At 36.0% G+C, this 20,094-nt stretch carries 18 protein-coding genes and 2 tRNA genes; 8 read left to right on the top strand and 12 right to left on the bottom strand.

The genetic code is table 11. The annotated features are described in order from the left end of the window. Positions 1-40 precede the first annotated feature (40 nt). From miaB to M2373_RS08715, 10 genes are all read right to left on the bottom strand, one after another. The gene (gene miaB / locus M2373_RS08760) at positions 41-1,480 is read right to left on the bottom strand and encodes a tRNA (N6-isopentenyl adenosine(37)-C2)-methylthiotransferase MiaB (protein WP_259109654.1); all 1,440 of its coding nucleotides are present in this window, start codon (positions 1,478-1,480) and stop codon (positions 41-43) included. Between the two features lie 116 nt (positions 1,481-1,596). Continuing rightward, entirely contained in the window at positions 1,597-2,325 is a 729-nt protein-coding gene (locus tag M2373_RS08755; RefSeq protein ID WP_259109652.1) for an energy transducer TonB, read from the bottom strand. Further along, complete coding sequence (locus M2373_RS08750) at positions 2,318-2,731, bottom strand: energy transducer TonB (protein ID WP_259109649.1); 414 nt, start codon at positions 2,729-2,731, stop codon at positions 2,318-2,320. Before M2373_RS08750 ends, M2373_RS08755 begins: the two co-directional genes overlap by 8 nt. Positions 2,732-2,734: 3 nt before the next feature. Further along, positions 2,735-3,220, bottom strand: a complete 486-nt coding sequence (locus M2373_RS08745) for an energy transducer TonB (RefSeq protein ID WP_259109647.1) — start codon at positions 3,218-3,220, stop codon at positions 2,735-2,737. 111 nt (positions 3,221-3,331) lie between these two features. Next, positions 3,332-4,567, bottom strand: coding sequence for an MFS transporter (locus M2373_RS08740; protein WP_259109644.1), 1,236 nt, complete (start codon positions 4,565-4,567; stop codon positions 3,332-3,334). Beyond that, positions 4,567-6,300 (bottom strand): thiamine pyrophosphate-dependent enzyme, encoded by a 1,734-nt coding sequence (locus tag M2373_RS08735; protein WP_259109641.1) that lies wholly within the window; start codon positions 6,298-6,300, stop codon positions 4,567-4,569. Before M2373_RS08735 ends, M2373_RS08740 begins: the two co-directional genes overlap by 1 nt. A gap of 187 nt (positions 6,301-6,487) precedes the next feature. Beyond that, positions 6,488-7,690, bottom strand: coding sequence for a diaminopimelate decarboxylase (gene lysA, locus M2373_RS08730; protein ID WP_259109640.1), 1,203 nt, complete (start codon positions 7,688-7,690; stop codon positions 6,488-6,490). Positions 7,691-7,957: 267 nt separating this feature from the next. Further along, positions 7,958-8,146: a DUF5808 domain-containing protein gene (locus M2373_RS08725; RefSeq protein ID WP_259109639.1), complete on the bottom strand. Its 189-nt coding sequence runs from the start codon at positions 8,144-8,146 to the stop codon at positions 7,958-7,960. 18 nt (positions 8,147-8,164) lie between these two features. After that, complete coding sequence (locus M2373_RS08720; RefSeq protein WP_259109636.1) at positions 8,165-9,388, bottom strand: PolC-type DNA polymerase III; 1,224 nt, start codon at positions 9,386-9,388, stop codon at positions 8,165-8,167. Between the two features lie 168 nt (positions 9,389-9,556). After that, positions 9,557-11,083 (bottom strand): DUF853 domain-containing protein, encoded by a 1,527-nt coding sequence (locus M2373_RS08715; RefSeq protein ID WP_259109634.1) that lies wholly within the window; start codon positions 11,081-11,083, stop codon positions 9,557-9,559. Between the two features lie 285 nt (positions 11,084-11,368). Here M2373_RS08715 and M2373_RS08710 point away from each other — a divergent pair, with 285 nt between their 5' ends. From M2373_RS08710 to M2373_RS08700, 3 genes are all read left to right on the top strand, one after another. Beyond that, a complete protein-coding gene (locus M2373_RS08710; protein ID WP_259109630.1) occupies positions 11,369-12,778 on the top strand; it encodes a rhodanese-like domain-containing protein in 1,410 nt (469 codons plus the stop codon). A 10-nt stretch (positions 12,779-12,788) separates the two neighbouring features. Next, the gene (locus M2373_RS08705) at positions 12,789-13,157 is read left to right on the top strand and encodes a rhodanese-like domain-containing protein (protein WP_259109628.1); all 369 of its coding nucleotides are present in this window, start codon (positions 12,789-12,791) and stop codon (positions 13,155-13,157) included. Between the two features lie 149 nt (positions 13,158-13,306). Continuing rightward, positions 13,307-13,606: a co-chaperone YbbN gene (locus M2373_RS08700; RefSeq protein WP_259109625.1), complete on the top strand. Its 300-nt coding sequence runs from the start codon at positions 13,307-13,309 to the stop codon at positions 13,604-13,606. 56 nt (positions 13,607-13,662) lie between these two features. On the opposite strand, the gene M2373_RS08695 is transcribed toward M2373_RS08700, so the two are convergent. Next, on the bottom strand, positions 13,663-14,415 hold the full coding sequence (locus M2373_RS08695; RefSeq protein ID WP_259109623.1) for a nitrilase-related carbon-nitrogen hydrolase: 753 nt from the start codon (positions 14,413-14,415) through the stop codon (positions 13,663-13,665). Positions 14,416-14,518: 103 nt separating this feature from the next. On the opposite strand from M2373_RS08695, the gene M2373_RS08690 reads away from it, so the two are divergent. The 3 genes from M2373_RS08690 (at position 14,519) to M2373_RS08680 (ending at position 16,567) form a co-directional block, all read left to right on the top strand. After that, positions 14,519-14,959 carry a DUF6646 family protein gene (locus tag M2373_RS08690; protein WP_259109621.1) on the top strand — a complete coding sequence of 147 codons (441 nt, stop codon included), beginning with the start codon at positions 14,519-14,521 and terminating at the stop codon, positions 14,957-14,959. A 103-nt stretch (positions 14,960-15,062) separates the two neighbouring features. Next, positions 15,063-16,409 carry an RIP metalloprotease RseP gene (gene rseP / locus M2373_RS08685; protein ID WP_259109618.1) on the top strand — a complete coding sequence of 449 codons (1,347 nt, stop codon included), beginning with the start codon at positions 15,063-15,065 and terminating at the stop codon, positions 16,407-16,409. An 81-nt stretch (positions 16,410-16,490) separates the two neighbouring features. Next, positions 16,491-16,567, top strand: a tRNA-Asn gene (locus M2373_RS08680). A 35-nt stretch (positions 16,568-16,602) separates the two neighbouring features. On the opposite strand, the gene M2373_RS08675 is transcribed toward M2373_RS08680, so the two are convergent. Then, complete coding sequence (locus M2373_RS08675; protein WP_259109616.1) at positions 16,603-17,439, bottom strand: hypothetical protein; 837 nt, start codon at positions 17,437-17,439, stop codon at positions 16,603-16,605. Positions 17,440-17,796: 357 nt separating this feature from the next. Between M2373_RS08675 and M2373_RS08670 the strand changes: the two genes are divergently transcribed. Together M2373_RS08670 and M2373_RS08665 are read left to right on the top strand one after the other, a co-directional pair. Further along, positions 17,797-17,873: transfer RNA gene (locus M2373_RS08670), tRNA-Asn, on the top strand. A gap of 176 nt (positions 17,874-18,049) precedes the next feature. Then, positions 18,050-19,963, top strand: a complete 1,914-nt coding sequence (locus M2373_RS08665) for a hypothetical protein (RefSeq protein ID WP_259109615.1) — start codon at positions 18,050-18,052, stop codon at positions 19,961-19,963. Positions 19,964-20,094: the final 131 nt, after the last annotated feature.

Below are 20,094 nucleotides of genomic sequence, written 5' to 3'. Positions count from 1 at the left end.
TTATTACTTATTAATTTGCAGCAGGATATATACAGGCAAATTAGCTTTTTACTGTTTCCCCTAAAAGTGTGCCTTGTGTGTTATCAAATACAAAAACGTCCACAATGTCACCTATTTTTTGTCCTTCCAGCATATCAAATACACAAACAGCATTTTGAGAGTTTCTTCCTTTCCACTGATTTTTATTCTTTTTTGATATCCCTTCAATCAGAATCTGGTGGTTTTTTCCGACATAAGATTTCATTCGGTTTCTGGACAATTCTCCCTGTAACGCAATTACTTCTGCCAAACGTCTCTGTTTAACATCTGCCGGAATATTATCTTCCATTTTCTTATGTGCCGGAGTGCCGGGCCTTTCTGAATACGCAAACATATAACCGTAGTCATATTCAACCTCTCTCATCAGACTTAAGGTATCCTGATGATCTTCCTCCGTTTCGTTGCAGAAACCGATAATCATATCCTGAGAAAAAGAAATGTCCGGAACAATTTCTTTAGCTTTTTTAATTAAATCCAAATACTCTTCTCGCGTATGCTGCCTGTTCATCGCTTCCAACATCTTGTTGCTTCCACTCTGAACCGGAAGGTGCACATATTTACAGATATTATCATGTTTAGCCATCATTCTGAATACATCAAGACTCATATCCTGAGGATTGGATGTAGAGAAACGGATTCTCATTTCAGGAATAGCCTTAGCCACTAAATCAAGCAATTGTGCAAAATCTACTGCGGTAGCTTTCTGCATTTCTGATGCTTTTGCAAAATCTTTTTTAGGACCTCCTCCATACCAGAGATAGGAATCTACATTTTGTCCCAGCAAAGTAATTTCTTTATATCCACTCTCCCAAAGGCTTTTACATTCTTCCAAAATAGAGTGTGGATCACGGCTTCTTTCTCTACCTCTCGTAAAAGGAACTACACAGAATGTACACATATTATCACATCCTCTCGTAATGGTTACAAAAGCAGTAACACCATTTCCACCTAAACGAACGGGATTAATATCTGCATACGTTTCTTCTTTTGAAAGGATTACATTGATTGCATCTCTTCCGTCTTCCGTTTCTTTCAAAAGATTCGGCAAATCTCTATATGCATCAGGACCAACCACTAGGTCGACCAACTGTTCTTCTTCTAGAAATTTGGTTTTCAGCCTTTCAGCCATACAGCCCAAAACTCCCACCGTCATATTCGGTCTTTCTTTTTTCAGATTTTTAAACTGAGAAAGTCGCATTCTTACGGTTTGTTCAGCTTTTTCACGGATTGAACATGTATTTAAAAGAATAAGATCTGCTTCTTCAACTTTAAGAGTGGTATTGTATCCTTGTTCGTTAAGGATTGATGCAACGATTTCAGAATCAGAAAAGTTCATCTGACAACCGTAGCTCTCCAAGAATAATTTCTTAGAGTTTCCGTCTTTCTCAGCGATTGCAAATGCCTCTCCTTGTTTTGTTTCGTCTATATATTTTTCTTGCACTGTAGTGTCTGTTTAAAATTCAATATTTAAAGCTCAAGGTTTTCCGACTTTGAATTTTTTAAACTTTGAACTTGTTGAATTTGCAAAGATACAAAATCTTATGACAGAATGGCAGATTATCTTTCATAGTATCTTGTTGAAAAATTCATAGGATAAAGAATTTTTTGTTTAATTGGAATATTATTATATAATGCGGGCTTCCAAACTTTTTTAAGCCTTGATAAGGTTCTTAAAAATTCTATATTAAACCTTTGGTCGCTAATTTCAGGATAAATTCTTGGATTAGAAATTTGCCCTTCTTTATTAATATAAAATTCTAAATTTATATCTCCATTTATACTATAATCATCAAAAAGAGTCATAAATTCATTGTAAAAATCCTTTCTAAATATATCATATCCCTTCGGATACTGAGCAGAAGTCACAAAATTCTCTGCATTATATCCCATTTTATAATTGCCCATCACATCTTTAGGGTAAAAGATAAACTCTGTTAAAGCACCAATTTTAAGACCTTTCACCTCTGCAGGTTTCCATTTTTTAAGATTTTTGATAATTTCGATGGATAAATTATATGCACATTTATTTTTTGAAATGTTTGCTGTATCAGAATCTTTAATCAATTTTACAGATGAGTCTTTTGCAATTACAAATCTCGGTTGGTAAATTTCTTTAGCATCACATTCTTTGCTATTATTTTTAGTCAAATAATCATGCGCCTCTTGATAAAAATTAGCTAAACCTCCTTCATAAAAATCCTGCTTTTCTGGATATGCATCTAAAAACTGTGCATTAAAAAAGCCAGCAAATAAAAAACCAAACAGTAGCAACAACCTTTTAATCATGATCAAAATGGTCTGACGTAAAATTAATTTTAATCACTTTTTTAGAAACGACAGGTTTCCCGTTTTGGGTAGCTGGTTTCCATTTTTTCTTTACTCTTTTAATGGCAAACTCCATATCTTCGATGAACATTTCACTGTTTTTTACTTTTGGAAGCACATCAAGATTTCCGATTTTACCATTCGGACCTATATCAAACACAAAAACGAACTGTCCGTTCGCAGCATATTTATTCATATCAATATAGGCATGAATCATTTTTAAGAACTCTTTTGCAAAAGCATCATCTCCTCCAGGGAATTCCGCGTTTTGAGATGTGGAAACCTGTTCGTTTTGAGTTTGATTTTCTTGAGAATATCCTTTAAAACCAATAAAGAACATACATAAGGTTAAAATAGTTTTTATCATAAATTACATATCAGCAGACATTGAAGAGAAACTCATTTTCATTTTCATTTCAGATTTTACAGGATGACCATTGCAGGATGCCGGAGACCAGTTTTTCTTAATTCTTCTGACCACATATTGCATGTCATCAAAAAAAACATCACTGTTTAAAACTTTTGGATCTCCCGCAATATCGATCACTTTTCCTGTAGCATCAATAGTTAAGGTAAAGGTAAAATCTCCTGTCAGCGTATAAAAATCTGAATTAAGATAAGTGTACATATACTTTCTTAACAGTTCTTTATAGGCAGCTGCTCCACCTTCAAAAGCCGCAGGTTTAAAATCATTACACCCCTTTACAGCAACCTGTAAAAACGGCTCTTTAATATCTATTTTTAAAAGATTTTTATTGTTCTCTATGATAAAAGAATCATCCCTGTCTTCTAAATCTGTTTGGGCAAATATAAAATTTGCCACAAAAAGCCCTATAAATAATGCTATTGCTTTCATAGTATATTTTTTTGTTCAAGTTTACAAAATCCAAAATTACGCCAAAAAACAAAAAAAACTCCACTAAAAAGTGAAGTTTCATTGAAATATTTTATTTAATAATTGTCCTGTTTAAAGGCTCGGCTGAGCTTTACTACCTGTTTCTTTCAACATTAATGAAACCAAAATTGCCAAAACGATTCCTACGATCCAAAATAAAATTGAATGTTGAAAATGAAGTGCTCCTGCTGAAACATCCAGGCTTTTTCCAAACCATCTGCTGAAAACCGGACTCAATAAAGTTGTCACTCCAAAAGTGATGAAATTAATTGCTCCTGTTGCGCTTCCTTTCACAAAATCAGGGTTTGCCTCTTTAATAACAGAATAAGGAATCATAGCTGCTCCTGAACCCAATCCAAGAATAAACATACTTATTTTTGCAGGATATAAATCCGGAAGATAGATTAGCTGAAGCAAACTGATGATCATTAATACTGCGCCGGCAACTAAAACAGGCTTTCTCCGTCCTATTTTATCGGTAATAAATCCCAACAGCGGACATCCAAAAACCCATCCAAAAGCAACCATCGCACTGGTAATTGCCGCTTCATGAAAAACAAACTGCTTATCTTTCTGAAAAAATGCAACCGCCCATGTCATCGCAAATATTGTGGTAGGCGCAAATAACAATCCGGAAATAATTCCGCAAAGCCATGACTGAGGATTTTTAAAAACAATCTTATAAGGTTCTAAGTATCCTAAATGATGTGTTTTATTTTCTTTTGAATCTTCAGATTTATTTTCTTTCGGAATAACTAAAAATAAAGCAAAAGCCGTAATAATCGTTATTATTCCTGACCAAAGCCAAAAAGTATCAATATTTACTCCTTGCTCCACCCATGGACCTACAATAAACTGACCTGCAGTTCCACCCAACATTCCGATACACTGCGTAAAACCGATTGCCGTAGCCAAAGACTTTGAAGAAAAACCTTTACTCGCCAGATAGACACAGCCGGGAAATGCAAAAGCGCAACCCGCCCCTTGTAACAATCTTCCGGAAACTCCAGCAACCTGACTTGAAATTAAAAATAACAAACATCCGATTCCTAAAATCAATGTTCCTACAAAAAGAGATTTTTTACCTCCGAATTTGTCCAGAGCAATTCCCGCAATCAGACTGCAGGTCGAATAGGTATAATAATAGGTTCCGACCATGCTGATCAGCTTCAGTTCAGTCGTGTTAAAATTACTTACCAGTTCAGGAATCATCACTGCCGGAGCAGATCTGATGACGTAATCCAAAAAGTAAAAAACAAGCCCGAATACCCAGGCTATGATATAGAATTTCTTCAAAGATGCACTCATTATAGCAATCCTTTAATATGTTTATAGTTTGTTTTTACAGTATCTAATGCTTCTTCCATTTTCCCTCCAAGCATCAGCTGTGCCATAGATTTTGTCATTCCGACAACCTGATCGAATTCAATTTTAGGAGGCAGGGCCAATGCATTCGGATTGGTAAAAATGTTTAATAAATAAGGTCCGTTATAATTCAGACACTCTTTGATCGCTGCTTCAACTTCTTCAGGCTTATGAACATTTTTGCCCGGGTATCCCATTGCCTGAGCAATCATTCCAAAGTCCGGGTTGATCATATCCGTTTCATTGTCAGGCATCCCGCCGACTTCCATTTCCAGTTTTACCATCCCCAACGCTCTGTTATTAAAAACAATGAGCTTTATAGGCAGTTTATATTGGAAAATCGTCGCCATATCTCCCAGCAACATTGATAAACCACCGTCCCCACACATTGCAATTACCTGTTTGTCCGGATGAGCCAGAGAAGCACCAATTGCCATTGGCATTGCGTTCGCCATGGATCCATGATTGAATGAACCCAGCATTTTACGTTCTCCTGTTCCTGTAATATATCTTGCTCCCCATACACAGCACATTCCTGTATCTACTGTAAAAATCGCATCTTTCTTAGCCAACTGATCTAAAGTATGAGCCACAAATTCCGGCTGGATAGCATTTTCTTTTCCGAAATCTTTCACATACGTCAATTGGGTTTCTTTTACTTTTTCATAAAATTCCAATTGTTGATTCAGGAAATGAATTTCTGTTTTCTCTTTTAGTAATGGCAATAAAGCTTTGATCGTTTCTTTCACATCACCTGTCAATCCCAACTCGAGCTTAGCTCTTCTGCCTAATCTTTCAGGACTTTCATCAATCTGAACGATTTTATTTTTAACAGGCATGAATTTCTGATACGGAAAATCTGTTCCCAGAAGAATCAGCAAATCGGCTTCATGCATTGCGTGATAGGCTGAAGGAAGTCCCAAAAGCCCCGTTAACCCCACCTCATTAGGATTATTTGGCTGAATAGCCATTTTTCCACGGAAAGAATATCCAATAGGAGCTTTTAAATATTTTGATAACGCCACCACCTCAGCATTGGAATGTTCCGCTCCAATTCCGCAGTAGATGGTTACTTTTTCGCTTTCGTTAATTAAATTCGCCAATTGATTCAATTCATCATCAGAAGGGCGAATAACCGGATTTGTTTTAAATATTTTATTCGAAGTCGTAGCTTCTTCAGCATCCAGTTCAGAAACATCTCCCGGAAGACCGATTACCGCAACTCCCTTTTTAGAAAAAGCATGCTGAATCGCAGTCTGCAAAGTCCTTTGAACCTGCTCCGGTCTTGTAATCATCTGGTTATAATGACTGCAGTCGTCAAATAACTTGATGGTATTTGTTTCCTGGAAATAGTCCATCCCCATTTCTTCGCTTGGAATTGTAGAAGCAATTACCAACATTGGAACATGAGAACGATGTGCCTCATATACCCCGTTAATCAAATGAACGTGTCCCGGTCCGCAGCTTCCTGCACAAACCGCAAAGCCATCAAGCTCTGCTTCTGCCGCCGCCGCATAAGCTCCTACCTCTTCATGCCTTACATGAATCCATTCGATACTGCTTTTTTTTACGGCAATATTTAAATGATTAAGACTGTCGCCGGTTACTGCATAAATTCTTTTCACATTTGCGTTTTCGAGCATTTCAACAATTTGCTCAGCTATGTTTTTAGCCATAATTAATATTTTTGGTGGTTATATGTATTCGAAAAAAACGGATGTGAATATGGATTAACAAGACTTCTTATTAAGATTAAGCCTCTATCAAATTTAGGGAATAATAAATATTTCAAAGATTCTTTAGTATTAAAATTAGCTTAAGTCCATAAAAAAACTCCGCTATTTTCTGCGGAGTTCTTGTATTTTAGTTGATTACTTCGATTTGATTTCTCAATAAATCTTCAAATTCATCTCTTTTTCTGATTAGGTGAGCTTTTCCGTCTAATAAAAGAACCTCAGCCGGCTTCAGTCTTGAATTAAAGTTTGAACTCATCTCAAAACCATAAGCTCCAGCGTTATGGAAAGCCAAAATATCACCTTCACGTACTTCATTAAGCTTTCTGTCCCAAGCGAAAGTATCTGTTTCGCAAATATTTCCAACGACTGTATAAATTCTCTCTGCTCCTTTTGGATTGGATAAGTTTTCAATCGTGTGGTAAGAATCATAGAACATCGGACGAATCAGATGGTTAAATCCTGAATTCACCCCTACGAAAACCGTTGCTGTCGTCTGTTTAATCACGTTAGCTTTCACTAATAAATATCCACTTTTTCCAACCAGAAATTTCCCTGGTTCAAACCAAAGTTCGAATTTTTTTCCTGTTGATTTTGTAAATTCTGCAATTACTTTTTCTACTTTCTTACCCAAAGTCTTTACATCAGTTTCCTCTTCGCTGTCCTGATAAGGAATTTTGAAACCACTTCCCATATCAAGATATTTCAGGTTTGGAAAATGCTCAGAAAGCTCCAGCATAATATCCAAAGCCTGTAAGAAAACGTCCGGATCTTTGATCTCACTTCCCGTATGCATGTGAAGACCTTCCACATTCAAATTTGTAGACTTCATCACCCTTTCGATATGACGAACCTGGTGAATAGAAATACCGAATTTGCTGTCGATATGTCCTGTTGAAATTTTATAGTTTCCTCCTGCAAAAATGTGTGGATTAATCCTTACTAAAATAGGATAAGTATTTCCGTATTTGTTTCCGAACTGCTCAAGAATAGAGATATTATCGATATTAATGTGCACTCCGAATGTCATTGCTTCCTCGATTTCAGCCAAGTCAACACAGTTTGGAGTAAATAATATTTTTTCTTTCGGAAACCCGGCCTTCAGACCAAGTTTTACCTCATTAATTGATACACAATCCAAAGAAGCACCCAAGTTCTTGACATACTTAAGGATATTAATGTTTGTCAATGCCTTAGCAGCATAGAAGAATCTTGTGTGTTTTAAAAAAGAAGATGTAAGTTTTTCGTATTGAGTTTTAATAGATTCAGCATCGTAAACATACACCGGGGTGCCAAATTCGTTGGCAATCTTTAATAATTCTTTTGAATTCATAATTTTATTTTGGCATAAAAAGGGCAGATTCTTCGAAAAGAGTCTGCCACAATAATTATTTTTATGCAAGGCAGCTCTTTTAAATATTCCAAACCTTAGAGAACTTTACAGTTCCCTTTTTTCCAGTTTTATTTTGTTTAAAATTTTGCATTGCTTCGTTTTATTTTTTGCAAAAATACTAATTCTTTTTTATTTCGAGAAAATTGATTTACAAAGTGTTTTCTTAATAATTAAGATAATTTGTAAAAACATTTTCTTATTTCAGTCTCAAAAACACATCGAAATAAGTCCAAAAGCAATTAATATCAGTAAAAATGCAGAGACAGACCATGGATTGGCAAAATTTATGGTCCATCCCAATCCAAATCTTTTTGGCGGAAACAGTCTTTTATCTTCCTTATTAAAATAAAAAAGCCCTAGTTTCCAGTGGGCTGAATTTCCATCTGAGTAACCCATAATCTATTGAATATTAAATCATTTTGGCAATGGCAAAGTTTCGAAATCACCTCGAAGAAGTGCCAGCTGTAAATCATTATTTAAATCCGTTGACTGAAAAAGAAGATCTATTTTTAACTTTGAAATTTTACTGATCGTTTGTATCTGCGTAAAAAGCTCATAAAAGCCATAGGAAACCACCTTCCCGTTTTCGATAATTAAAAATAATTTTTCACCTAATTTTCTTCCCTGTCCCAGCCAGAGCTCATTTCTTTTTCTGAAATCTATTTTACTTTTGAAAGCATTGAGGTCATTATATTCTTCAATATTTCCAATAAACTGAACTGCTTTTGACCCTTGCGTGAAAGACCTGAACTTCAGAATAGGTTTTTCTACTTTGTTCAATGTATTTTTTTCAACAATATATTTACCATTTCTAAAATAAAGACCGAAAGGCAAAATTTCTCTTTTCTTTACATTTTTAGAATTTAAAATAAGTTTCGCAATAATATCAGTTCCGGTAAGCTCAAAATTGATTTGCTCCACCGCTTTCTGAATTCCTTCCCATTTTTTGGATTTGGAGTTAAAAACTTTTTTAGAAAACTTATTAATATCCTGAACATAATCAGAAAAAATAATTTTTCCGGCCTCATTTTGAAAATACACAAAACCTTTTTCGTTAGGCAGATCCTGTGTTAACTGTTTTATTTTATTGATATAAGTTTTAGCATTTGTCTCATCATGCTGCTTTTGAATAATCTCATTTTCAGTATCTTTCGACACTAAAAGTTTAAACAATTCTAATGTTGCGCGGGCATCCCCTTCAGCCCTGTGATGATTAGTCAATGGAATTCCGAGCGATTTCACCAACTTCCCAAGCGAATAACTTACTTCTTCAGGAATCAATTTTTTTGCTAATGGAATGGTATCTAACGTATTGATTGTAAACTCATAACCAAGCCGATTAAAAGACTGACGAAGCATCCTGTAATCAAAATCAATATTATGACCTACCAATGTTGTATTTTGAGTAATTTCCACCACTCTTTTGGCTATTTCATGAAATTTCGGAGCTGTTTTGACCATTTTCGGGGTAATATTGGTCAGTTTCTGTACGAAAGGTGTGATATCACTTTCAGGATTGACCAATGAAATAAACTGATCGACAATTTTTTGCCCATCATATCTGTAAATGGCAATATCTATAATGCATTCTTTCCTGTAACCTGCACCATTGCTTTCTATATCAATTATTGAATACATTTAAATTTCTACAACTAGCTTTAAATTAATTTTTGGATACTCTTCGTAAAGTTGAATATCGTGTCAATCAGTCAACTACATAACTTATGCCATAAAGCAACAGGATTAACTACTATTTTGTTAATTTACAAAGGTAATCCTGCTAAAATAGCAAAAAATATATAAATTTTATCTTTTTCTGCCTCCTAATCCCAGCATGCCCAGAATTGCTTTTGCTCCTTCCCGCATCAAAGTGCTTGTAAATGTTCTTCCTGCCTTGCTTTGCAGCACCTGTTCGAACATTCCAGGCTCTTCCTTAACTGGCTTGGATTTTTGATTCGATACCGGATTTTGCGCAGCCTGCTCCATTCTTTTGACTAATATTTCGTAGGCAGATTCGTTATCCACAACCTTCTCATATTTAGCGACTAAGGCTGATTTACTTGTCAAATCCGAAATTTCCGCATCATTTAGAACATCCATTCTCGATTCCGGAGATATAAGATAGGTATGAACCAGCGGTGTCGGAATCCCTTTTTCGTCCAAAGCCGTCACAAAAGCTTCTCCTATTCCTAAGTTCTGAATTAAACTTGAAGCATTGTAATACTCCGTTGTCGGATAATTCTCAACCGCTTTGGTGATCTCTTTTTTATCTTTTGCCGTAAACCCTCTCAATGCATGCTGAATTTTGAGCCCCAGTTGAGACAAAACTGCTTCAGGAACGTCACCAGGAATCTGTGTAATAAAATAAATTCCTACCCCTTTTGAACGAATTAATTTCACCATGGTTTCGATCTGGGAGAGCAATGCCTTCGAAGATTCGTCGAAAATTAAATGGGCCTCATCAATGAAAAGAACCAATTTTGGTCTGCCACTATCCCCTTCTTCAGGAAAGGTCATATAGATTTCTGCAAAAAGAGAAAGCATAAATGTTGAAAATAATTGTGGTTTATTTTGAATATCAGCTACTCTTAAAATATTTACCACTCCTTTTCCGTCTCTCGTTTCAAGTAAATCCTGAACATCAAAACTCAGTTCACCAAAAAAACTTCCTGCTCCCTGTTGCTCCAAAGCTACAATAGATCTTAATATTGCCCCTAAAGAAGCAGAAGCTATAGATCCATAATTTGCTGACAGCTCGGCTTTCCCCTGTGCGTTTTCGGTGACATATTGTAAAACCTTCTTCAGATCATTTAAATCAATCAAAGGAAGTCCTTTATCATCACAATATTTAAAAACAATTGACATAATACTCTGCTGAGTATCATTCAGTTCAAGAATTTTGCTTAATAACACAGGGCCAAATTCAGTGACCGTAGCTCTTAATTTCACACCTTTCTCACCGGAAATAGTCATTAACTCAACTGGAAATGGCTGTGGATTATAAGGCAACTGTGTTTTTGCATATCTTTCATCAATAACAGCATTTTGCACACCCGCTTCTGCAATTCCTGAAAAATCTCCTTTGATATCCAGCACCAAAGAAGGAATTCCCTTATGAGAAAGCTGTTCTGCAAAAACCTGCAGAGTCTTTGTTTTCCCTGTTCCTGTAGCTCCTGCAATAAGACCGTGACGGTTGATTGTTTTTAACGGAATCGTAACATTCACTTCAGGTACCACCTCTCCATTAAACATTCCTTTCCCCAATATAATATGTTCTCCTTTTGGAGTATACTTTGTATTCAGCTCTTCAATAAATTGTGTTTTATCTGCCATCTATATTTTTTAACTTATAAATATAAAAGTTTTTATAAAATATTCGGCCATCAAAAAAGCCATGATTAATTTCAGCCATCAGATTTTTATAAATATCCTTACATTAGTGTTTGAAAATAACGTCAATAATAGTCTTTAACATTTTTGAAATTATTTTTAATAAATTAGAATAAATAAACACTTTATTGATTTATTCTATTAGTATAGATTTTATATTTTAGCCGGTTTTAAAAAAATAAACACGATTTTTGTATATTAAAATAACAACAAACTGTTACAGAAGAAATGAAAGTTGAACAAATATATACAGGCTGTCTTGCACAGGGCGCCTATTACATCGTATCAGAAAATGAAGCAGTAATTATAGATCCGCTAAGGGAAGTGAAGCCTTATCTGGATCGTTTGGAGAAAGATAATGTAACTTTAAAATATATTTTTGAAACGCATTTTCATGCAGACTTTGTCTCGGGACACTTGGATTTAAGCAAAAAAACTGGGGCTCCGATTGTATACGGACCAACTGCACAACCTGACTTTGAGGCAATTATTGCAGAAGACAACCAAATATTTGAAATTGGAAAAGTTAAAATAAAAGCGCTTCACACTCCGGGGCACACCATGGAAAGTACAACATACCTTCTGATTGATGAAAACGGAGTTGAAACAGCTATTTTTACAGGAGACACCTTATTTTTAGGAGATGTAGGAAGACCTGATCTTGCTCAGAAAGCAACGAATCTTACTCAGGAAGATCTAGCCGGAATCTTATATGAAAGTCTTCATGCTAAAATTTTACCTCTAGATGACAGTATTACGGTTTATCCGGCCCATGGAGCTGGTTCTGCCTGTGGAAAAAACATGCAGAAAGAAACTGTAGATCTTTTAGGGAATCAAAAGAGAACTAACTACGCACTGAATCAACCGGATAAAGAATCTTTTATCAGAGAAGTACTGGATGGCCTTACAGCTCCTCCAAAATATTTTGGAATGAACGTAGCTTTAAACAAAGGAGGTTATGAAAGTTTAGATATTGTAATGAACAAGGGTCTGAATAAGGTTTCTGCAGAAGATTTTGAAGCTTATGCAGAAGATACGGGAGCTTTAATTTTGGACACAAGAAGTCCTGTAGAGTTTCATAAAGGATTTATCCCAAATTCTATCAATATCGGGCTCAAAGGAGACTTTGCCCCTTGGGTGGGAACTTTGATCGTTGATGTAAAGCACCCTCTGCTTTTAATCGTTGATGAGGGAACAGAAGAAGAAGCCATTACAAGATTAAGCAGAGTTGGGTTTGATAATGTTTTAGGATATCTGAAAGGAGGTTTTGAAGCCTGGAAAAATTCAGGTAAGGAAATCGACGAAATTGAAAGAATTTCTCCTGCTGAGTTTGCAGAGCAGTTTAATGAATCTTCAAAAGTAATTGACGTACGTAAAATTTCAGAGTATTCTGCTGAACATATAGACAACGCTTACAATAAGCCATTGGATTTAATCAGCGACTGGGTAAAAACAATTGATGATTCGGAACATTTCTTCTTACACTGTGCAGGCGGTTACAGAAGTATGATCGCAGCAAGCATCCTTAATTCACACGGAATCAGAAACTTTACAGAAATAGAAGGCGGATTTAACGGAATTAAAAAAACAGAAAAATTCCCTACTTCCGATTTTGTATGCCAGTCTAAAACATTGTAAGATAGAAATAATGAGAACTAAAATTTTTGGAATTATTCTTGCTGCAACTTTCGTATTGAGTGCATGCAAAACATCAACGACTGCGGATACGTCTTACACTAATGTCAAAAAAGCGATCAGCAGCTCAGATGTGGTTTTAGTAGATGTAAGAACTCCGGAACAGTATTCACAAGGAACTGCAGATAATGCGATCAACATTCCTTTAGCTGATATTCAGGCTAAAGCTGAGTCTTTAAAAGGCAAAAAAGTAGTTGTTTTCTGTAACAAAGGTATACAGGCAGATGAAGCTTTTAAGATTTTGAAGAAAAAAGGTGTTGATGTTTATGACGGTACCAGTTTACAAAATGTAAAAGCCATTCAGGATAGAGCGATTAATTAAAAATATTACACTTTAGTTTATTCAGTTTAACATTCATAGACTTATTTAAAAAACACAAAGTTTCGATCTATTTCGATTTTTCTTTTCAGTGATTTTAAATAAGTTATAAGCTTTTTAAACTAAAGTGTTTTTCATAAAAAAACAAAACTATGTCACAAAAATTTCAGGAAATTATTGAATCCGAACGACCTGTTTTAATTGATTTCTTTGCTACATGGTGTCAACCCTGCAAAGTACAGTCCTCAGTTTTAACAACTGTAAAAGAAAATATAGGTGAAGGGGCCAGAATTATAAAAGTGGACGTTGACCAGTATCCTGCTTTGGCAGCCCAGTACGGCGTTCGAGGCGTTCCTACACTGGCCATTTTCAAACAGGGAGAAATGCTTTGGAAAGAAAGTGGTGTTCATGATGTAAATACACTGACCCAACTTTTAAAAGAATATGTTTAAAATTTAAGGTTAAGATGAAGGCTAAGTTTTTCAACCTTAATCTTAACCTCAACCTTTTAAAGGTGAATTGAATAAGAATCACGATCATTTAAAAACTGAAAATGATGTCTGAAGTCTTTTAATTCTTCTAAATTCAACTCCGCAGAAACAATATTTCCTTTCTTTTCAGAGATTTCGGTTCCGTCTGCAAAAAAGCAGTGTGAACTTTCCTGATAAAACAGATTATTCCCATCCGTCCCGATTCTGTTTAATCCAAAAACAAAAGATAGATTTTCAATGGCTCTGGCTTTCAACAGATGTTCCCAGGCACCTACTCTTTTTTCAGGCCAGTTGGCAACATATAAGATTGCATCATAATCGTCATTATTTCTTGCAAAAACCGGAAAACGAAGATCGTAACAAACCTGCAGCAAAATTCTCATTCCCTTATAATTGACAATCACTCTTTCTTTTCCCGGAGTATATACTTTATCTTCTCCTGAGAAAGAAAATAAATGCCTTTTGTCATAAAAACTTACGTTGGAATCGGGTTGTACAAAGTACATTCTATTATAAAAATGACCTCCTTGCTCTACAGGAGCACTCCCGCAGACTGCCGCATTTTTTTCTTTTGAGAGCTTTTTTAAAAAAATTAAAGACTCTTCATTTCTATCCGAAACTTCAGCTGCATCCATACAAAACCCCGTTGAAAACATTTCAGGCAAAAGAAAAATATCGGCTTCAACATTCTTAAAATGACTTTCAATTAATTGAAAATTTTCATTTTTATTTTTCCAGATAATATCTAAATTAAGTCCTGCGATTTTCATACTCTATATTCAAAAACTTCCATAAAAATAAGATTTTTAATTGATTTCGGTTTCATTTTTGATGCGGATATTTTCTATTATTAACCCTAAAAATGTAAAATTTATGAAGAAATTGGTTTTTATGTTCATGTTGATTTTTATAGGAACCGCAGCCAATGCTCAGGCCTGGACCGGAAAAGGAGATCAGAAAATCCAGCTTGGATTAAGCGCTTGGGGATATGGAACGGGAGTGACAGGAACTTATGACTATGGTTTAAATAAACTGATATCTGTAGGAGCAGGTTTGAATGCCTATTTCGGAGGATATAAAGATCATGATAAAGACAACAGGGTTTTCGTTTTCGGAAGGCTCAATTTTCATTTAAAAGATGCTTTAGAATTGCCGGAGAAATTAGATATTTATCCCGGGGTTGATGTAGGAGTTATCGGAAAAGACTTTGGAATTGGGGCTCACATTGGGGCAAGATATTTTTTCACAGAGAAAATCGGCGTTTTTGCAGAAGTTGGAAACAATGGCAGTCTTGGTGTGTCTTTCAATTTGTAAACAATGCTATAATATATGACAAAGCTTCTCATTTTGAGGGGCTTTTTTATTTGGCATAGTTTTGATAATTGTTACCTTTGCAAATTAAATCTAAATTTTATTAATGGAATTAGCAATCAAGATTTTCCAGTTTATATTAAGCATCTCTATTTTAGTAGTTCTTCATGAACTTGGGCACTTTTTACCTGCAAAATGGTTTAAAACCAAAGTAGAAAAATTCTATCTGTTTTTTGATCCGTGGTTTTCTTTGGCCAAAAAGAAAATTGGTGAGACAGAATATGGTATTGGGTGGCTTCCTTTCGGAGGTTATGTGAAAATTGCCGGTATGGTAGACGAAAGTATGGATACCGAGCAGCTGAAACAACCTGCCCAGCCTTGGGAATTCAGAGCTAAGCCGGCTTGGCAGCGACTAATCATCATGTTGGGAGGTGTTACTGTAAACTTTTTCTTAGCCTGGATCATCTATGGATGTCTTTCATTTTTTAATGGTGAAACTTCTTTTGATTCCACAAAGGTAAATGCTCCGATGCATTATACTCACATTGCAAAAGCGATGGGTTTTGAAGATGGAGATAAAATCCTTAAAGTAGACGGAAAAGTTCAGAATAATTTAGATAAGTTATCTTTAGACATCCTTTTAAGTGATCAGATTACTGTTTTAAGAAACGGAAAAGAAGTTACTTTCAATACCAATGATGACGGTAAAGCACTGGCTTTTAAAGATGAAAACCCTAAAGCATTTCTTACCCCGAGATATGCAGCTGTAATCGATACGATCATTAATCCTAAAACAGCAGAAGCAGGTTTGAAAATCGGAGACCAGGTAGTTTCTGCAGATGGTCAGAAGATCAATTATTATGACGAATTTCAGACAGCTGTCGGAAAAAGCGCAGGAAAACCTCTTGCTCTTGAAGTAATGAGAAACGGAAACCTGCAAACTTTAAGTATTCCTGTTTCTAAGGAAGGAACTATTGGTATCGCTTCATACAAACAGTTACAGAAATATGCACAAACTCAGCATTTCACTTTTGGAGAATCTATCGGAAGAGGATTTACGAGAAGTATTGAGAGTTTAACATATCAGATTAAGCAATTTAAATTAATTTTCAATAAAAAAGTTCAGGGTTATAAAAAAGTAGGCGGACCGATTGCTATTATTAAAAACATGCCGGTAGATCAGGCAAAAGACGGAAGCGTTTCCATAAACTGGACTGCTTTCTGGAGTTTCACAGCAATGTTCTCGGTTTGGTTAGCATTTTTGAACCTAATTCCTATCCCGGGATTGGATGGCGGACACGTAATTTTTACATTATATGAGATGATTGTCGGAAAACCTGTTCCTCAAAAAGTTCTTGAGAATGCTCAGATGGTGGGAGTTATCTTCCTGTTAGGCTTGATGTTATTAATCTTCGGAAGCGACATCTTTAAAGCAATCACGGGGAGTTTATAATTTTTTTTAAATTTTTTAATAAAAATATTTGTAGGGTATAAATATTCGTCCTATATTTGCACCACTTAAAACAAAGGACATTCCTCCTTAGCTCAGTTGGTTAGAGCATCTGACTGTTAATCAGAGGGTCGCTGGTTCGAGCCCAGCAGGAGGAGCCAAAAAAAGACTTACATTTTGTAAGTCTTTTTTATTTTTAATTAGTTGGTACAGCATAAATGAGATTTTCTGACCAACCTCCTCCATATGAATTAATTGTTGTTCCGGTTGTTGTTCCCGCAACCAAAGTATTTCCTACAATATATTTATACCTCCTGGTCGATCCAGACGTATTATTAAGATAAATATAGCCTGTCGTCATGCTATATCTGGAATTCGCTCCTACCATACTTGTTGGCCCCTGAATCAAAGCACTCATTAGTCTAGGACCAGGTCCTGAAGAAATATCCGTTGATATAGTACCATTCCCTCCAACAGCAAGACCCACATCATCAGAAAATGAACTTCTCAACCACATCCAGTCATTAGCCGTAAGAGCAGTTCCAATCGGAGCAATAAGCTGAATAATAGTCACAAGCCATTTTCCGGGGGTCAAATCTATATACGTCCCGGTATAAGTAAATAATCCGGTCTGTACCCAAGGAAAATTTATACCTGCTCCGTTCACTCCTCTTGTCAATGTTAATGCCACTGGTTTCCATAAGCCATTTCCACTAGCATCAGAAGTCATTACGTAATTTTCATTTTGTGCACCATCCTGAACTTTAATTCCAGAAATAGGAGCAACTTGAGTTCCCTGAGTTTTAATATCCAAACTTACAGCAGGAGTATTGTTTCCTATACCTACAAAGCCGTTTGAATCCACAACCACGTCATCTACCTGATTGGCAGCACTCACATTTCCTGTTATTTCATTATTCTTACCTCCATCTATATGAAGAACTGCCTTAGGATTGCTTGTACTAATTCCAAGCTGAGCATTCATTGAAAGATTGATCGCGAAAACCGCGCACATAAGTAATTTGCTTTTCATTTTATTTATAATTAGGTTATTATTTTTTAATTTTAAAAACCCATCTGAAAAACAAGTGGGCTTAAATAATAATTAACTAAAACATCATGATATCATCCTTTTTTTACCCATATCAAATATACATAAAAAGAAATTCAGGAAAATTTAAATAATCAGCTTAAAAAAAGGAGAATAAATTCAAGATTTTAGGCTCTAATTTTTTTTAAAATTTGAGTTTCTAAATTAAACTCAGAAAAAAAACAAAAATTTTCTCGCTGAAATTCAATCTTTTTAATCAAAAAATGCCGATAATCACTCACAAAACTTGCTTGTTATTAATATTCATATTATATTTGCATCACCTTAAAAGAAGGACATTCCTCCTTAGCTCAGTTGGTTAGAGCATCTGACTGTTAATCAGAGGGTCGCTGGTTCGAGCCCAGCAGGAGGAGCCAAAAAAGACTTACAGAAATGTAGGTCTTTTTTTATGCGGTCTTGTTACAAAGTAATTCTTTTTAATTTTTCGTAAAATTTTTCGTATTTAATTCATATTCAATCTATTTTACAACAAAATAACATTGACTCTGCATAATTATTTCATAAATTTAGGAATTATTCTTAAATTTTTAATATGAAAAAGATTTTTTTACTTTCTGGTTTACTTCCCTTAGCATTATCTGCTCAAACAGGAATTAACACACCAACACCCACCTCTACTTTAGACATCACCGCAAAGCATTCCACCGGCACAGAAACTACCGTAGACGGAATCACCATCCCAAGAGTCGACCGGGCAAGAGCTCAAATTATGACCGGAACACCGATTTCCACACTAGTGTATATAAATGATATATCCACAGGAACAGCTGCGGGAACAACAGAAAATGTAACATCAACAGGTTTTTATTATTTTGACGGCTCAAAATGGACCGCTATCGTTACTACACCCAACAATAACGACTGGCGAACTGAAGGTAATACAGGAACCAATGCCGCTGTCAATTTTATAGGAACAACAGACAATCAAAATCTTGTTTTCAAAAGAAATAACGTTGATTCCGGGGTTCTAGGTCCAATAAATACTTCTTTTGGATCCGGTTCTTTACCATCCACATCAGCAACAGCACTAAGCTCTGCTTTTGGCTCTGGTGCCTTAGCAGCTTCCACTGCAGGAAGTATTGCCAATTCCGCATTTGGATACCAATCACTTACAGCAAACACAACCGGTACACAAAACGCTGCATTTGGTTATCAATCATTACAGAACAATACGACAGGAGGAAGAACAACCGCTATTGGAAGCGGAACTCTGAAAGCCAGCAATGGAAGCGATAACGTAGCTATTGGATACAATTCTCTTGATGCTCTCACAGGAACAGCCGGCTTTAATGTAGCAGTGGGTACGGACGCATTGGGAACCCTTACCACAGGTACAGCTAACACCGCCATTGGGGACAATACAGGAAACCCAGGATCTGGAACAGGAGGTACCGCACTTATCTCAGGAAGCAGAAATATTTTAATTGGATCTAATTCTGCTTTTTTGACTTCTACAGCCAACAATCAGATGAATATCGGAAATGCTATTTTTGGTAGTAATTTAAGCAGTGATATCGGTAATCTTACCGCAAATATCGGCATCGGAACCGCTACACCCACTACAAGACTACACGTAGTCGCCAATGCCAATAACTCCAATCGCTATAATCTTTTTGATGCCACCGCAGGAACAAATCAATACGCAATTATAGCTCTAAGAAATACTTCAGCACTAGCCACAGGAAACTACTCTCTCTTAGGTTTCACAAACAGTGGACCTACTTCAGGTGGCGCAAACTGGCAAATAGGATCAATCAGAACCGGCGCCACAGCGACTAACGGGTCTGAAGAAGATTTTTATGTCGGCAACTCTACAGGAGGAAGTCTGTTTGAACGTTTAAGAATAAAACCAGATACCGGATACGTCGGCATCGGAACTTCGGCACCGGGAGCCAGGCTAGAAATAGCATCCGGTACCGCTAATGCTTCAGGTTTAAAATTCACCAACATCAACAGCACAACTCCCCCAACCTCCAATACATCTCCTTTAGGAATCGATGCCAGCGGAAATGTGGTAGTACAGAGTTCTCTCACTACAAGTTTTAAATCTTTTAATGTAGACACAAATTCCGGTACAAATTCCTTGGTAACAATAGGCGGAATTCAGCTAAGATACAATACAACAACCTGCACAAGCACCAATACATTTGTACAAATAAGATCAACAACAGGAGCAAACAATATCGGGATCATGCATGCTACAAGCACTTCGTCCCAAGCTGCGGCCAGCAATGTTTTAATACCTACAGCCCCACTCACAATCACGACCGCCTTCGCTGATATTGCCAACATTCCTGTCAACTGCGTACAGGACGGTCACGCTCAGTTTAATTACTTTTCTTATACGGATAAAACGTTTTACCGAATCAATATTCATGTTGCAGACGGAGACAGCTTACCCGGAGCAGGAGCACAAGGATACATTTTTGCAGAACTTCAGAAATAATTATTTAGAAAATATCATTATTTTATGAAATATTTATATATAACACCGTCATTTTGATGGTGTTATTTCATTACATTTGCAGTTTTGTACTTAAGTTTAAATAAATTTAAATTTTGACAATAAAAGTGCAT

The sequence above is a fragment of the Chryseobacterium sp. JUb7 genome (assembly GCF_024806495.1).
Taxonomy (GTDB): domain Bacteria; phylum Bacteroidota; class Bacteroidia; order Flavobacteriales; family Weeksellaceae; genus Chryseobacterium.
Note: the sequence above shows the minus strand (reverse complement) of the source record. Positions and strands in the feature narration are given on the sequence as shown.

What these genes read in the sequence shown, in the direction of transcription:
- M2373_RS08740 (WP_259109644.1), bottom strand. Translation starts at nt 4,567, where the DNA reads ATGAGTGCATCTTTGAAGAAATTCTATATCATAGCCTGGGTATTCGGG.
- M2373_RS08705 (WP_259109628.1), top strand. Translation starts at nt 12,789, where the DNA reads ATGAGAACTAAAATTTTTGGAATTATTCTTGCTGCAACTTTCGTATTG.
- M2373_RS08665 (WP_259109615.1), top strand. Translation starts at nt 18,050, where the DNA reads ATGAAAAAGATTTTTTTACTTTCTGGTTTACTTCCCTTAGCATTATCT.
- M2373_RS08750 (WP_259109649.1), bottom strand. Translation starts at nt 2,731, where the DNA reads ATGATAAAAACTATTTTAACCTTATGTATGTTCTTTATTGGTTTTAAA.
- M2373_RS08720 (WP_259109636.1), bottom strand. Translation starts at nt 9,388, where the DNA reads ATGTATTCAATAATTGATATAGAAAGCAATGGTGCAGGTTACAGGAAA.
- rseP (WP_259109618.1), top strand. Translation starts at nt 15,063, where the DNA reads ATGGAATTAGCAATCAAGATTTTCCAGTTTATATTAAGCATCTCTATT.
- M2373_RS08735 (WP_259109641.1), bottom strand. Translation starts at nt 6,300, where the DNA reads ATGGCTAAAAACATAGCTGAGCAAATTGTTGAAATGCTCGAAAACGCA.
- M2373_RS08755 (WP_259109652.1), bottom strand. Translation starts at nt 2,325, where the DNA reads ATGATTAAAAGGTTGTTGCTACTGTTTGGTTTTTTATTTGCTGGCTTT.
- M2373_RS08715 (WP_259109634.1), bottom strand. Translation starts at nt 11,083, where the DNA reads ATGGCAGATAAAACACAATTTATTGAAGAGCTGAATACAAAGTATACT.
- M2373_RS08710 (WP_259109630.1), top strand. Translation starts at nt 11,369, where the DNA reads ATGAAAGTTGAACAAATATATACAGGCTGTCTTGCACAGGGCGCCTAT.
- M2373_RS08695 (WP_259109623.1), bottom strand. Translation starts at nt 14,415, where the DNA reads ATGAAAATCGCAGGACTTAATTTAGATATTATCTGGAAAAATAAAAAT.
- lysA (WP_259109640.1), bottom strand. Translation starts at nt 7,690, where the DNA reads ATGAATTCAAAAGAATTATTAAAGATTGCCAACGAATTTGGCACCCCG.
- M2373_RS08675 (WP_259109616.1), bottom strand. Translation starts at nt 17,439, where the DNA reads ATGAAAAGCAAATTACTTATGTGCGCGGTTTTCGCGATCAATCTTTCA.
- M2373_RS08725 (WP_259109639.1), bottom strand. Translation starts at nt 8,146, where the DNA reads ATGGGTTACTCAGATGGAAATTCAGCCCACTGGAAACTAGGGCTTTTT.
- M2373_RS08690 (WP_259109621.1), top strand. Translation starts at nt 14,519, where the DNA reads ATGAAGAAATTGGTTTTTATGTTCATGTTGATTTTTATAGGAACCGCA.
- M2373_RS08700 (WP_259109625.1), top strand. Translation starts at nt 13,307, where the DNA reads ATGTCACAAAAATTTCAGGAAATTATTGAATCCGAACGACCTGTTTTA.
- M2373_RS08745 (WP_259109647.1), bottom strand. Translation starts at nt 3,220, where the DNA reads ATGAAAGCAATAGCATTATTTATAGGGCTTTTTGTGGCAAATTTTATA.